The organism is Acidovorax sp. (genome assembly GCF_027492855.1).
Lineage (GTDB): Bacteria > Pseudomonadota > Gammaproteobacteria > Burkholderiales > Burkholderiaceae_C > Acidovorax.
Map to the genome: position 1 here is coordinate 75688 of NZ_JAPUDY010000108.1, position 14366 is coordinate 90053.

11 protein-coding genes are annotated in these 14366 nt (G+C 65.0%); 5 read left to right on the top strand and 6 right to left on the bottom strand.

The genetic code is table 11. The features are described 5' to 3' along the window. Positions 1 to 240: 240 nt before the first annotated feature. From Q0105_RS21230 to Q0105_RS21240, 3 genes are read right to left on the bottom strand one after another with little or no spacing between them, the layout of a single operon-like run. Positions 241 to 1434: a phospholipase A gene (locus Q0105_RS21230; protein WP_298214961.1), complete on the bottom strand. Its 1194-nt coding sequence runs from the start codon at positions 1432 to 1434 to the stop codon at positions 241 to 243. After that, positions 1434 to 1955 carry a hypothetical protein gene (locus tag Q0105_RS21235; RefSeq protein WP_298214852.1) on the bottom strand — a complete coding sequence of 174 codons (522 nt, stop codon included), beginning with the start codon at positions 1953 to 1955 and terminating at the stop codon, positions 1434 to 1436. The genes Q0105_RS21230 and Q0105_RS21235 overlap by 1 nt, the downstream gene beginning before the upstream one ends. Before the next feature lie 27 nt (positions 1956 to 1982). Beyond that, positions 1983 to 4058, bottom strand: coding sequence for a UvrD-helicase domain-containing protein (locus tag Q0105_RS21240; RefSeq protein ID WP_298214854.1), 2076 nt, complete (start codon positions 4056 to 4058; stop codon positions 1983 to 1985). A 503-nt stretch (positions 4059 to 4561) separates the two neighbouring features. Here Q0105_RS21240 and Q0105_RS21245 point away from each other — a divergent pair. The 5 genes from Q0105_RS21245 to Q0105_RS21265 all read left to right on the top strand — a co-directional run bounded on the left by Q0105_RS21245 (position 4562) and on the right by Q0105_RS21265 (position 9372). Beyond that, positions 4562 to 4828 (top strand): hypothetical protein, encoded by a 267-nt coding sequence (locus Q0105_RS21245; protein ID WP_298214856.1) that lies wholly within the window; start codon positions 4562 to 4564, stop codon positions 4826 to 4828. Positions 4829 to 5045: 217 nt separating this feature from the next. After that, a complete protein-coding gene (locus tag Q0105_RS21250; RefSeq protein WP_298214963.1) occupies positions 5046 to 6200 on the top strand; it encodes an ABC transporter substrate-binding protein in 1155 nt (384 codons plus the stop codon). A gap of 115 nt (positions 6201 to 6315) precedes the next feature. Further along, positions 6316 to 7269, top strand: coding sequence for an AEC family transporter (locus Q0105_RS21255; protein ID WP_298214858.1), 954 nt, complete (start codon positions 6316 to 6318; stop codon positions 7267 to 7269). Positions 7270 to 7431: 162 nt separating this feature from the next. Next, positions 7432 to 7842, top strand: a complete 411-nt coding sequence (locus Q0105_RS21260; RefSeq protein ID WP_298214860.1) for a DUF2141 domain-containing protein — start codon at positions 7432 to 7434, stop codon at positions 7840 to 7842. A 15-nt stretch (positions 7843 to 7857) separates the two neighbouring features. Beyond that, the gene (locus Q0105_RS21265; protein WP_298214862.1) at positions 7858 to 9372 is read left to right on the top strand and encodes a carotenoid oxygenase family protein; all 1515 of its coding nucleotides are present in this window, start codon (positions 7858 to 7860) and stop codon (positions 9370 to 9372) included. A 56-nt stretch (positions 9373 to 9428) separates the two neighbouring features. Here the strand turns inward: Q0105_RS21265 and Q0105_RS21270 are convergent, their stop codons facing one another. From Q0105_RS21270 to hemE, 3 genes are all read right to left on the bottom strand, one after another. Beyond that, a complete protein-coding gene (locus Q0105_RS21270; RefSeq protein ID WP_298214864.1) occupies positions 9429 to 10232 on the bottom strand; it encodes an MHYT domain-containing protein in 804 nt (267 codons plus the stop codon). A gap of 121 nt (positions 10233 to 10353) precedes the next feature. Beyond that, the gene (gene priA, locus Q0105_RS21275) at positions 10354 to 12465 is read right to left on the bottom strand and encodes a primosomal protein N' (RefSeq protein WP_298214867.1); all 2112 of its coding nucleotides are present in this window, start codon (positions 12463 to 12465) and stop codon (positions 10354 to 10356) included. Between the two features lie 779 nt (positions 12466 to 13244). Beyond that, positions 13245 to 14357: a uroporphyrinogen decarboxylase gene (hemE, locus tag Q0105_RS21280; RefSeq protein ID WP_298214869.1), complete on the bottom strand. Its 1113-nt coding sequence runs from the start codon at positions 14355 to 14357 to the stop codon at positions 13245 to 13247. Positions 14358 to 14366: the final 9 nt, after the last annotated feature.

Below are 14366 nucleotides of genomic sequence, written 5' to 3' on the forward strand. Positions count from 1 at the left end.
AAAGCCACGCTTTTCAGGGGTGCAGCGCGGGCGCCATGCCGGTGTCGGTGCGGGTGCCATTGTGGCGGCGCATCGGCGCCATCGCGCAAAACTTGAGGGCGATGCTGTAACAAGTTGTGAGCAATCAATCCCAGGGCCTTGTGCGTCCGGGCTCTCCGCGGCCCGGCCGAGGGGCGCAGCGCACAAAACTGGCGCTGCCCCAGCGCGGGGCTCCAAGCAAGCGCCTCAGGAGGATGTGCTCTAGAAGTCCACCAGGCTCAGCCCCACGCTGAACACGGTGCGTTTGCGGTTGTAGTCGATCATGCTGTCGCCATAGCCGCTGAACAGGGAGGTGTGCAGGCGCAGGTTGCTCTTGCCGCCAAAAAGGCCGGTGCCCAGTGTTTGCAGCCATTCCAGGCGCACCGATCCCCGGTCGCTGCTGGCCAGCGAGTGGCGCACGGTGGCGCCCACGGTGTTGTCCTGGTTGATGTTCCAGAACAGCGCCAACTCGCCACGGCCGATGTAGTCGCTGATGCCGGGGTTGTCGTCGCTGTTAGCGCTTTCGGGAATACGCTTCCACAGGCGCGCCCGCAGGCTGAAGCGGTTGTCCAGCTCCATGCCGGTCATCAGGTAGGCGCGGTTCCAGCTGCGCGACAGGGGCTTGCTTTGGCCGTTGGACTGGTGCACCAGCCCGATACCGCTGTAGCGCCACTTCCAGCCCAGCGGCAACTGGGCCGTGGTGGGGTAGACGTAAATCAGCTCGGGCTCGTGGTCGGTGGTGCGGAAGGGGCGCGAGATTTCGGGGGTGAACAGCTGCCAGTACGACTGCTGGGTGTAGCCGAACCACAGCGAATCCTTGAGCGTGGGGTGGCCCTGCGTGAGCAGGCCCTGGGCCAGCTTGGTGCGCACGGACAGCTGGATACGGTTTTCGGTGCGGCGGTAGGGCGTGGATTCGGTGGCGGAATGGTCGGCCGCGTCCGAGGTGGGTTGGCGGTTGACATAGTTCGATGCGACCACCGAGACCGTGAGGGGCCGATAGCCCCGGAAGCTGAAGGTGCCGCAATCGGTGCCCGACTCCAGCTCCCAGAAGCGCGAGAGATCACTGTACTGCGGGTCGCGGCAGCCTTCGGTGTGTGCCACGTCGATGACGCGGGTGGCGGGCAGGGTGGTGTCCACGGGGGGTGGAGGGGCTGCTGCGGCTGTTTCGGTGGACGATGCGCCGGGCGCCTGCCAGCTTTGCCCTGCGGCCCACTGATCGAAGCAGGCCAGGCGCGCCTGGTTGTCGCCAGAGAGCGCGGCACAGCGGCGCCAGGCGCTGTCGGCACCGGCCGTAGGTGTGATGGCTGTCGAAGGCGCCGACTGCGCGAGCGCGGCGCCCGCAGGCGCCAGGGTGGCCAGCACCAGCGCTGCTGCACGGTGCAGGGGCCGCAAGGTGGTCGGGGCGGTAGGGCGCATCACTGCCACCCCGCCTGCCTGCGCATCACGAACGGAATGGCCGATGGAGCCGAAGGGGTGGGGTTGGCGTTGTTCCATGTTCCGCGTATTTCCTTGCCGCAACTTCCATCCACGACCCGGCCCGTCCAGGTGGCGCTGATGTTGGTGCCGTTGATCGATTCTTCCAGCGTCAGGTCGCCGTCATCGACGTCGCCGCTGACCTGGGCCGTGGTGCCCGCGCGTTGCACTGTACCGCGCACGCTCTGCGCCAGCTCGGGGTGTGGGCCCAGTTGCAGCGTGGCGGTTGCGCGCGCCTGTGGGGTGGGCGCATTCGCCGCAGCGGGCTGCAAGCCTAACTCTGCGTTCCAGCGGCCTTGCAGATGCTGGTGGCTTGTGTCCGCAGCCGTGGGGCAGGCTGCGGTGGATTGTGGAATATTTTGGCTGCTATCGCTTGTAGGATAAGCGCTGATAGCTATCAAAAACAAAGCAGTCTGCGCCAGTGGCAATGCCTGCCTGTGTTTGTGGGTAGGGGATGGTGCCATGGGTGGGGCTTGTTTTGGGTGGGCGGCTCAGGCCACGGGCGGGGCGCTGGCCGCCAGCGCCTTCTTGGCGGCGAACTCGGCGCGCAGGGCCTTGAGCTTTTCGCGCGGGTCTTCGCGGGCCGTGGTTTTGTCCAGGCCCATCTCGGCGATGAAGCGGCTGGGTTGTGCGGCCACCATCTCGCGGCCCTTCTTGCGCCGCTTGGTCCAGCTCACGGCCAGGGTGCGCTGGGCGCGGGTGATGCCCACGTACATCAGGCGGCGTTCCTCTTGCAGGCGCTGCAGCGTGTCGTCGCTCACCTTGTGCTGGCGGCCTTCGTCGTCGTCGAGCTTGAAGGGCAACATGCCTTCGGTTACGCCCACCAGCACCACGTGCGGCCACTCCAGCCCCTTGCTGGCGTGCAGGGTGGACAGCGTGACCATGTCCTGGTCCTTCTCGCGCTCGGAGATGGTGGACAGCAGCGCAATGGTTTGCGACACCTCCAGCAAGCTCTTGGTTTCCCTGGCCACCACCGCACCTGCTGTGTCGTCGATCTGGCCGCCCGCGCGCTGGGCCATCCAGTCGCAAAACTCCATCACGTTGCTCCAGCGCGCGGCCGCTACCTTTTCGCTGTCTTCGTTGTCGTACAGGTGCTGCTCGTAGCCGATCTCTTTGAGCCAGTCGTTCAGAAAGGTGCGCGACTCTTCGGCGCCGTGCACGCGGCGTGCGCTGTACTCCAGGTAGTTGATGTAGCGGCCGAACTCGTGCAGTCCGTCCATGGCGCGTTTGGGCACGGCGGCGGGCAGCATGCCGTTGAACAGCGCGCCGAACATGCTTTGTTTGTGCTGCGTGGCAAACGCGCCCAGGGCGGCCAGCGTGGTGTGGCCGATGCCGCGTTTGGGCGTGGTGATGGCGCGCAAAAACGCCGGGTCGTCGTCGTTGTTGATCCACAGCCGGAACCAGGCGCACAGGTCCTTGATTTCCGCGCGGTCGAAAAAGCTGGTGCCGCCCGACACCTTGTAGGGAATGTTGACCTTGCGCAGCGCCTTCTCGAACGGCTTGGCCTGGTGGTTGGCGCGGTACAGGATGGCAAAGCTTTTCCAGTCCGGCGGCGGGTTGCTGGCCGCGCGCAGGCTCTGGATGCGGGCGACGGCGCGCTCGGCCTCGTGCTCCTCGCTGTCGGCGTCCACCACACGCACGGGCTCGCCCTCGCCCAGCTCGCTGAACAGCGTCTTGGGAAACAGCTTGGGGTTGGGCCCGATCACGTTGTTGGCCGCGCGCAGGATGGCACTGGTGGAGCGGTAGTTCTGCTCCAGCTTGATGACCTTGAGGTGCGGGAAGTCGATGGGCAGCTTTTTCAGGTTGTCCAGCGTGGCGCCGCGCCAGCCGTAGATGGACTGGTCGTCGTCGCCCACGGCCGTGAAATGGCCCTTCTCGCCCACCAGCAACTTGAGCAGCTCGTATTGCGTGGCGTTGGTGTCCTGGTATTCATCGACCAGCACATGGCTGAGCGCGGCCTGCCACTTGGCGCGTACTTCCGGGAAGTCGCGCAGCAGGCGCAGCGGCATGCCGATGAGGTCGTCGAAGTCCACGCTCTGGTAGGCCGCCAGGCGCTCCTCATAGCGCGCCATCAGCGTGGCGATGATGCGCTCGTTGTCATCGGCCGCCTGGGCCAGCGCCTGCTCGGAGGTCAGGCCCATGTTTTTCCACTTGCTGATCACCCACTGCCACTGCCGCGCCGTGGCCATGTCGGTGGTGCCGCCCGAGGCCTCCTTCAGGATGCCCGTCACGTCGTCGGCATCGAGAATGCTGAACTGGGGCTTGAGGCCCAGCACATGGCCGTCCTCACGCACCATGCGCACGCCCAGGGCGTGGAAGGTGCACACCAGCACCTCCTTGGCGCGGCGGCCGATGAGGTGCTGCGCGCGCTCGCGCATTTCGGACGCCGCCTTGTTCGTGAAGGTGATGGCCGCAATACGCTTGGGCTCCATGCCCTTTTCGATCATGTGGGCGATCTTCTGCGTGATCACCCGCGTCTTGCCAGAACCCGCACCGGCCAGCACCAGGCACGCGCCATCGGTGTAGTGGACAGCCTGGAGCTGGGCGAGATTAAGACCGGCGGACATGGGGAAATGCTGAGGGTAGTGGCCCGGCCCAGTGGGGGGCAAGAACGTGAACACGTTCCAGAGGGCACGCATCATACCTTGCGCACTGCTGGGCACGCCTGTGTGGCGATCTCGTGTCAGGATTGTTAACAAGGGTGACCTTGCACCAGCCATTGAAGCTGGATCAAGGCGTGGGCGAGCCCCGGACCTATCCTCATGCGGAAACTGTTTGCGTATGTGGACGGTCTGTTCAAAGTTTTTTCATCGCGTCCATGCCCTGCAGACGCAGTTTTTGCGGGCACGATAAAAACACTTTGAACGGGCTCCAAGGGATATGACATGAAGAAGAAGCGCTTGAAGGGGTATCTCATCGGGAGGCCGCAGGCGGGCGCCTGTTTCCACAACGCCGTTGCATCCAAAGGATCCTGCCCATCTTTCTTCTAGGTCCAGGGTCTTCGGGGAATTCAGGGATGCCGCATCGGCAGCGTAGGCAAACCCCCTCTTCAGTGCAGGAGCAGGGGGTGATGGGCCACCTGCTCGCGGGCGCCCGCGTGCCGCAGGGCACCACAAAAACCTTGCAAGAACTCCGGGCCATGGCGCGCCACCATGGTCAGCAGGCACGGCTGTGCAGCCGCAAGCTGGCGGTGCTGCTGCGTTTTTACCGGGCGAAACCGCAGCGCAACGCGTGGATGTACACCGAGGCCATGGGCCTGTCGCGCCAACTGGTTTTTCATCTGCGCTACGCGAGCACCTTGTCGCGCATCATCGCTGCCCTCAAGGATCGCAACTGAATGGTGCGTGACGCTGCAGAACATTGAAAAGAATTCAGTTCGGGGCGTTTTGGAGAAAACTTGCTTGCGCAGACAGCCAGGGTTTGGATACTGCAAGGTTTCACTGTCTCTTTCTGAGCATGGGCTTGTCGTGATGAGTTTTTTTCCTCTCCTGCGCTTTCATTCGTCCGTTGTCGGGCGCGGCGCCATGGTGTTGGCGTCGTGGTGCGCGCTGGCGATGCCCGCCCACGCGCAGGTCGTCGACAATGCGCCCGTGCGCATCGGCGTGGTGGGGCCGTTCACCGGCCCATCGGCCGACTTTGGCGTGCCCATGCTCAACGGCATCAAACTGGCCGTGGCCGAGATCAATGCCGTGGGCGGCTATCTGGGCCGACCGCTGGAACTGGTGATCAAGGACGATCACGCCAACCCTGACCAAGGGCGCAAGGTGTCGCAGGAGCTGCTGAACGAAAAGGTGGTCGCCACCATCGGCTTTTGCAACACCGGCGTGGCGCTCAAATCCATCGATCTGTTTCAGAACGCGAAGAGCCCGCTTGTCGTGCCTTGCACCACGGGCACGGCGGTGACGGCCAAGTATCCAGCGGCAGACAGCTACATCTTCCGGGTGCAGGGGCGGGACGCGATCCAGGCGCCGTTTCTGGTGGACGACATCGTCAAGCGCGGCTGGAACAGGGTGGCCATCTTTGCCGACAAGACCAGCTATGGCGAGGGCGGCCAGGCGGATGTGGTGGCCGCGCTGGCCGCCAAGAACCTCAAGCCCGTGTATGTGGCGCGCTTTGAGCTGGGTGTGAAAGACCTCACGACCGAACTCGCGGCTGCGCGCCATGCAGGCGCCAACGTCGTCTTCAGCTACGCGGTGGGGCCTGAGAACGCCGTCATCGCCAATAGCAAGAAGGCCCTGGGCTGGAAAGTGCCTCAAGTGGGGCCCTGGACGCTGTCTTTTCCCCACTTCCTGGAAGGCGCCAAGGAAGCTGCCGAAGGTGCGCTCACGGTGCAGACCTTTATCGCCGAGCCGAGCAATGAGCGCAGGGCATCGTTCCTGTCGAGCTACACCCGCGAATACCACGGCAAGGTGGCCGTGCCGATGGCTGCGGCCAACGCCTATGACGCCACCTACCTGCTGATGTACTCTTTCTTTGGTGTCCGTGACGGCAACCTCTCCGGCAAGGCCATCAAGGAGTCGCTGGAAGGCAAGATGAAGACCTACTACGGCGTGGTCGCCACATACGACAAGCCTTTCAGCAAAGAGGACAAGGATGCGGTCACGCCCAACATGCTGGTCATTGGCGTGGTCAAGAACGGCGCCGTGACTTTTGCCTACCCCGAGGACGCCAAGCGCAACCTGTTTGTGCAGCGCAAGCAGCAAGAGTGAGTCGCATGCCGGAATGCCCGTGCTCGCCATTGGCGAAGGCGCCCGCCTGACTTTGCGCTGACCGCCGCGCGGCGCACCGCCAGCAGCTTTGGCGTGCAGCACGGACAATAGCCGCGTGCTCTCCGTCCTTCTCATCACCTTCCCCTTCTTCGCGCTGGTGCTCTGCGGCTACCTGGCCGCGCGGCGCGGCGTGCTGCCCCAGCCGGCCATTCCGGGGCTCAACGCCTTCGTGCTGTACTTTGCGCTGCCGTGCATGCTGTACCGCTTTGGCGCCAGCACGCCCATCCACCAACTGCTCGATCCGGCCGTGGCGGGCGTGTACCTGCTGTGCGCGCTGGTGATGGTGGGCGCCACCGTGGCGCTCACGCGCAATGCGCGCATCGGCTGGAACGACGCGGCCTTCGGTGCACTCGTCGCCGCCTTTCCCAACACCGGCTTTATGGGGGTGCCACTTTTGGTGGCGCTGCTGGGCGCACAAAGCGCGGGCCCGGCCATCCTGACCATCGTGGTGGACATGGTCGTCACCAGTTCGCTGTGTATTGCCCTGTCGCGACTGGACGGCGCAGGCACCCATGGCGTGGGCGTGGCGCTCAAGAGCGCGTTCAAGGGCATGGCCACCAACCCCATGCCTTGGTCCATTGCCCTGGGGGCGCTGGCGTCGGCCCTGCAGTTCCAACTGCCCGGCCCGGTGGATAAAACCATCGCCATGCTGGCCGACGCGGCCTCGCCCGTGGCGTTGTTCACCATCGGTGCTGTGCTGGCGCGCTCGCAGATGAACCAGCACGAGCAGGTGCCTGCCGCTGACTACGTGCCTGTGGCCCTGGCCAAGCTCCTGGTGCACCCGCTGTTGGTGTGGGCCGTGGGCTCGGCTGCGATGGCGCTCGGCGTGCCGCTCACGCCGTTTGCGCTTACGGTGCTGGTGCTGCTGGCCGCGCTGCCCAGCGCCAGCAACGTCTCGCTGCTGGCTGAGAAGTTTGGCGCCAACAACGGGCGTGTGGCGCGCATCATCCTGGTGTCCACGGCACTGGCTTTTCTGAGCTTTTCGGCGGCGGTGGCGCTTTTGGTGTGAGCGCCAGCCCCACCTGAACCGCGCTGGGCGGGTTGCCGGGGGCTTCTTTTTTGCCGGGCAGGCGCATCTCGCGCCGCACTTTCTGCATTTCGTCGCAAACGCCTCGCCGGTCGGAGGCGGGCTGGGCACAGTGGGCGCTTGTCACTCCACAGAAAGCCCTCCATGAAAAGACAGATCGTCTCCCTGGCCGCCCTGGCTTCCCTGGCCGCGCACGCGGCCGATCTCCACATCGACGTGGCCGTTCCGGCGCACAAGCAGGGCGCCGTGCTGGCAGCGCTCTTCGACCGGAGCGAAGGTTTTCCACGCGGCAAACCGCTGCAGACGGCCATCGCCCAGTCCAGTGATGGCAAGGCCGTGGTGCAGTTTGCAGGGCTGCCGGAGGGTGAATACGCCGTCTCGGTGTTTCTGGACGAAAACGGCAACATGAAGCTGGACACCAATCTGTTTGGCCTGCCCACCGAGCTGTACGGCTTCAGCCGCAATGCGCGCAGCCCGGTCGGCCCGCCGCTGTTTGGTGATGCGGCCTTCCGTGTGGGGGCGGGTACGGAAAAGCAGGCCATCGAGCTCAAGTAGGTTGAGGAGCCCAAGATGACCCATCACCATCCACCACGCCGTGCCGTTCTGGCAGCGCTGGGCGCCAGCCTGGTGCCTGCACTGGGCCACAGTGCTGATGCTCCCCACGCTTGGCGCAGCAGTTTTGCGCCCTACGACGGCCCTTTGAAAGCGCCGCTGGCCAGCGGCCCGCTGCCGGTGCAGGGGCGCTGGCCCGCAGCGCTGCTGGGCACGCTGTACCGCATCGGCCCCGCGCGGCGCGCGTTGGGCGGTGTGGCCATGAACCATTGGTTCGACGGCGACGGCATGCTGCAGGCGTTTCGTTTTGAGGGGGGGTCATCGTCGCCTGCCACTGCGCCCCGGATCTCGCACCGGGGGGCTCTGCTGGCCACACCCAAGCTCACGGAGGAAGAGGCGGCCGGACGGCTGCTGTACTCGGGTTTTGCCACCACGCTGCCCGGTGCGCCACGGCCCAGCGGGCCAGACGCCGTCAACCCCGCCAACATCAACCTGCTGGCCCTGCCCGCGAAGCGCGGGCTTTTTGCGCTGTGGGAAGCGGGCTCTGCCCTGGAGGTGGACCCTGCCACGCTGCAGGCGCGGGGGTTCAAGGTCTGGTCACCAGAGACACAGGGTGCACCTTTCTCGGCCCACCCCCGTGTGGCGCCAGATGGCACGGTGTGGAATTTCGGCTACATGCCGGGCTCCGGAAAACTGCTGGTCTACGAAATCGCGCCGGACGGGGTGCTACGCCGCCAGCATGTGCTGGCCGCCGAGCAGGCCGACATGGTGCATGACTTCGCCATCACCGAGCGGCACCTGGTGTTTCTGCTCATGCCGCTCCGGTTCAATGGGCAGCCCGGCGTGGGCAGCCCGCTGCAGCACTATCAATGGGACGACAAGGCGCCTTTGGTGGCCTTGCTGGTGGACAAGGCGGATTTCAAGGTTCAGCGCTTCGAGCTGCCCGCCACGGGCCTGTTCCACCTGGCCAACGCCTGGGAAGAGGGCGGTACGGTGCAGGTACGGTTTGTCGCGCAGTCCGACTTTTTGCACACACTGCGCAGCCTGAATGTGGATGGTGGGGGCAGCAACCCTGCGGCGCCCGCAACCCGGTGGGCGCACATCACGCTCAACCCGGCCACGGGCCAGGGGCGTATGCAGTACACGGGGCTCTCAGGGGTGGAGTTTCCGCGCATCCACCCTGCGCGCAACGGCTTGCCCACCCGTTTTACCACCTTGTTGGCACGCAGCCAGGGCATGAATGCGCAAGTGCACGGCTTTGACACCGTGCTCACGCTGCAGGGCAACGAGGAAAAGCCGCAGCGCCATGGCTATGGCGCGGGCTGGATTGCGGAGGAGCATGTCTATGTGCCCGCCACCGCAGGTGCTGCGGAAGGCCGGGGCTGGGTGCTAGGCACCGCGTACCACTGGCCCACCGAGCGCACGACGCTGTCCGTTTTTGATGCGCAGGCGGTGAATGCGGGGCCGGTGGCCAGCGTCACACTGCCCTATGGCCTGCCGCTGGGGCTGCATGGGCAATTCGTTCCTGCCTGATGCCCCGTATGCTCTAGATTGTTGCTATAAAATTTATAGCTGTTGGCGCTTGATTATCAAGCGCTAGAAGCCTTTTTTGCTTGAATCTTGGCGCGAGGTTGCGCCAGATTTTTCTGCAGGATCTGGTCATAGGCAATCAGCACGGCCATGGCAATGGCCACCAGCGGTATGAGGGCGGCCAGTTCCATGGAACTGATCACAGCAAAACCGCTGGGTGTGGCAAAACGATCGGTGGGGGGCGCGGTGCAGATGAAGTCCGCCGCTGCCATGCCGGTGTAGTGCATGGCACAGACGGCCACGCCCATCAGCAAGGCTGCGGCCAGCCGCACTGCCACGCCTTGTGTGCGAAAAGCCAGCCACAGAGCTGCGCTGGCCGCCACGACGGCGATGAGCACCGAGACGCCCACCACATCCCACGACCAGGCGATGAACCCCGGAAAACGCATGCCCGCCATGCCCAGGTAGTGCATGAAGACCACGCCCAGGCCCAGCAGCGCGCCTGCGATCAGCACGCGCAGGTTGCTGTCGGGGCGCAGCGCGACGAAGGCCAGCGCGACCGAAGTGGCGGCAACGGCTGCGACCAGGGACACCAGGGTTTCGACCATGGCGTAGCCCGAACCCATGCCCAGTTGCAGCGCCAGCATGCCGGTGAAGTGCATGGACCACACCCCGATGCCGCCCAGCGCGGCGCCCGCGGCCAGCACGTTCTTCCAGCGCAGGCCCTGGCTGCTGCGAATGCGCCGCGCGGCGGTGAGCGCCACAAACGAGCCCAGTACGGCAATGGCGTAGGACAGGGCCACCAGGCCCAGGTTATAGGAGGTGGGGAGCAGCCATTGGCTCTCGGAAAGGGAGGTATTCATGGGGAAAGGGATGCGAACCGACCGGGAAAGCGTGCTGCGACGCTGCCTTGGTGGGGCGCGAAAAAGTTATTGATCATAGTCAATAACTTGAATCAAATTGTAAACAATGATTAAACGCGTATCAGATCACCAACGGGTCCACATCCACCAGCCAGCGCACCAATCCCTTGTGCTCGGGCGCGCTGCGCGTGGTTTGCAGCACGGGCTGCCAGGCGGCCAGAAAACGCTGCAAGGCGGCGCGGCTCCCGCTTTCCATCAGCATCTGGGCGCGCTCCACATTGGCCACGCGCTGGATGGTCAAGGGCACGGGTGGGAACAGCGTGACCGCCTCCAGCCCTGGCAGGCCCGCCGCGTGGGCGGCAGCGGTGGCCGCCGTGAGGAAGCCCTGGGCCACCTCCTGCGTGCGGGCATCGGCGCGCACCAGGGCCTGGTAGGCAAACGGGGGCATGGCGGCCTCTTCGCGCTCCTGTAGCTGCTGGGCGGCAAAGGCCGGGTAATCGTGGGTGCGCAGCGCCTCATACACCGGGTGTTTGGGGTGAAAGCTCTGGATCCACATCTCGCATTCCGTGCCCTGGGCGGCCATGTAGGCGGCGTCGCGGCCCGCCCGCCCCGCCGCCTGCATGAGCAATGCAAACAGGCGCTCGGGCGCCCGGAAGTCGCTGGAAAACAGCGCCCCGTCGGGCTGCACAGCCGCCACCAGGGTGATCCGCCGAAAGTCGTGGCCCTTGGCGATCATCTGCGTGCCCACCAGCACGTCCACCTCGCCCGCATGCACCTGGGCCAGTTGCGCTTCGAGCGCGCCCTTGGCCTTGGTGGTGTCGGCGTCGATGCGGGCGATGCGCGCGGGCGTGCGGTCGGGGCGCAGCACTTCGGACAGCAGGGCGGAGAGCTGTTCTTCGAGCTGCTCCGTGCCCCGGCCCATGGAGTGGATGTCGGGGCTGCCGCAGGTGGGGCATACGCGGGGCACACGCACCGTGTAGCCGCAGTGGTGGCAGCGCAGGGTGCGGTCGGCCTTGTGGAACACCTGGTGCGCGCTGCAGTGCGGGCAGTCGCTTTTCCAGCCGCAGTCGGCGCAGTGCAGCACGGGGGCATAGCCCCGGCGGTTGAGCAGCACCATGCTCTGCTCGCCGCGTGCCACGCGCTCGGTGATGGCGGCCAGCAGCGGCGCGCTGAAGATCGCGCGGCGTGGCTGTTGGTTCATGTCCACCCGGCGCACGCGCGCCAGCGCGCCCGCGCCGATGCGGCTGGGCATGGCCAGCCGCACATAGCGCCCCACGGCCGGGTCGCTGGCGTGCCAGCTCTCCAGCGAGGGCGTGGCCGAGCCCAGCAACACCTTGGCGCCCTGTTCGCGCCCGCGCCAGATGGCCAGGTCGCGCGCCGAGTAGCGGGCGCCCTCCTGTTGTTTGTAGCTGGGGTCGTGCTCCTCATCCACCACGATGATCTTCAGGCCCGGCAGGCTGGCAAACACCGCCATGCGCGTGCCCAGCACGATGCGCGCCGTGCCGCTGTGTGCGGCCAGCCAGCTTTTCAGGCGCTGCGGGTTGGTCATGCCGCTGTGCAGCGACACCACGGCCTGGCTGCCAAAACGCGGGGCGAAGCGGGTGGAAAAGCGTTCTTCGAGCTGGGGGGTGAGGTTGATTTCGGGCACCATCACCAGCGCCTGGGCCGTGGGGTCGGCCTCCAGCGCCTCTTGCACGCAGCGCAGGTAGACCTCGGTTTTGCCGCTGCCGGTGCTGCCAAACAGCAGGAAGGGGCCGAGTTCAGAGGAAATTTTGGCCCTGGCGCTTTCCTGCTCTGCGGTAAGTGCTATTATTTGTATAGCATCTTCGGTGGCGTCCTGCGCCTTGGCGGGGCGCTTCAACCGGCGGGCCAGTTGTTCGGGCTGCAGGTCGCGCAGTTGCGGCGGCAGGGCGGCCAGCGCCACCTCACCCAGGGCGCGCTGGTAGTAGCGCGCGGCAAAGGCCACCAGGCGGCGCCAGGGCTGGGCGAGCGGCGCTACACCCTCGAGCACGCCCGCAATCGGCCGCATCGCGGCGCCCTCGGGCAGCTCGCCCGTGGCATCAAAGGCATCCCACACCACGCCCAGCACCTCGCGTTTGCCCAGCGGCACCCGCACCAGCGTGCCGGGGGGCAGGGGCTGCTCGCTGGCGTAGCTGAGCAAATCCCCCACGCCGCTGTGCGAGGGGGTATGCAGTGCAACGTGAACGATGGCGGGATGGATAGAGATAGGCACGGGCTATGGCGAGTTGCGAAGGCTTGCGCAGGCGTTGTAGAGATGTGGCTGCTAAGTGCTTGATTTGAAGGGTTGCGTGAGTAATCTCATTTTTCTGTGGATAACTTTGTTGACATCCCTGGTTGACGCCTTGCGAACCCGCATGAATGCTGGCCTTGAACAGATTGCCTAGAAATTTGGCAGCGCCAAAAAATCCTTATAAATCAACCATCTGAAGAATTTCGGGCGCAATTTCTGTGATAAGGCTCACCGGATGGCTTATGTTGCGCCGCATCACGTTTTTTGTGCATAAGTCAAACAGCGAACGGGTGTCAATGGGCTTGAAGGCATGAAATTTGTGCTAGCCAACGTTCTCCATATCCAGGTGTTTCTGCGATGTAGGCTGCAAGTGCTTGATTTGATTGAAAATTTGTAAGAAATCCAAAATTCCTGTGGATAACTTTGTTGATATCCCCTGTGTTTGCCACGCAAGTCCTTGACGGGCCGTGTTTTGGCTGGAATGCCCGCCAAAAAAGCAGTGCCATGAGGCCTTTTAAAATCAACGGCTTACGTGCGTATTGAGAATTTTTATCGTATCGCCTGCGAGATATGGTTTGGTGCTGGCGGGGCCTCGGTGCTACGCCAATTGTGTGCATAAGTAAGCCCTGCCGAGCAGGTTCTCAAGCCGCTGGAGCATTGTCGCCCGGCCTGCCCGCGCCTGTTTTCTTCCATTGCAGAAGAAATGTGTTTTGCCAAAGATCCCTCGCCATGTCGCACGCAGGCGAGGGTGGCTGCGGGCTCTAACCCTGGCGCTGCGCGCGGGAGTAGCCGTGCACGGCCTCGACCAGGGCCGCCACATGTTCGGGCGGTGTGAACTGGCTGATGCCGTGGCCCAGGTTGAAGATGTGCGTAGGGCCGGTCGTGGCCTTGTTGGTGTGCGGCGTGCCGAAGCTGTCGAGCACGTGGCGCACCTGCTGTTCGATCTGCGCGGGGGGCGCAAACAGCACGTTGGGGTCGATGTTGCCCTGCAGCGCCTTGCCGGGGCCGCCCACGGCGCCGCCGACGATGGCGCGCGCCTGGCCCAGGTTGGCCGTCCAGTCCAGGCCCAGCACTTCGCAGTCCAGGTCCTTCATGTCCGGCAGCCAGATGCCGCCACCCTTGGTGAAAACGATGCGCGGCACGTCGGTGCCGTCCACGCCGGTGCGCTTCAATTGGGCCAGCACCCGCTTGGTGTAGGCCAGGCTGAATTCCTGGAACGCGCCATCGGCCAGCACGCCGCCCCAGCTGTCAAAAACCATCACGGCCTGGGCGCCCGCGTCGATCTGGGCGTTGAGGTAAGCCGCCACGCTGTCGGCGTTGATGGCCAGGATGCGGTGCATCAGGTCGGGGCGGGCGTACATCAGGCTCTTGACCAGGCGGTAGTCGTCGCTGCCCTTGCCTTCGACCATGTAGCAGGCCAGCGTCCAGGGGCTGCCCGAGAAGCCGATAAGGGGCACCCGGCCATTGAGCGCCTTGCGGATGCTGGTCACCGCATCGAACACGTAGCGCAGCTTGTCCATGTCGGGCACGGCCAGTTCGGCCACGGCGGCCTCATCGCGCACCACTTTGGCAAAACGCGGGCCTTCGCCCTCGGCAAACGACAGGCCCAGGCCCATCGCGTCGGGTACGGTGAGGATGTCGCTGAACAGAATGGCCGCATCGAGCGGGAAACGCTCCAGCGGCTGCAGCGTGACCTCGGTGGCGTAGTCCACGTTGGTGGCCAAGCCCATGAAGCTGCCGGCCTGGGCGCGCGTGGCCTTGTATTCAGGCAGGTAGCGGCCCGCCTGGCGCATCAGCCACAGGGGGGTGTAGTCGGTGGCCTGGCGGCGGCAGGCGCGCAGGAAGGTGTCGTTGGAGAGGGGGGCGAAGCTCATGCCCCGATT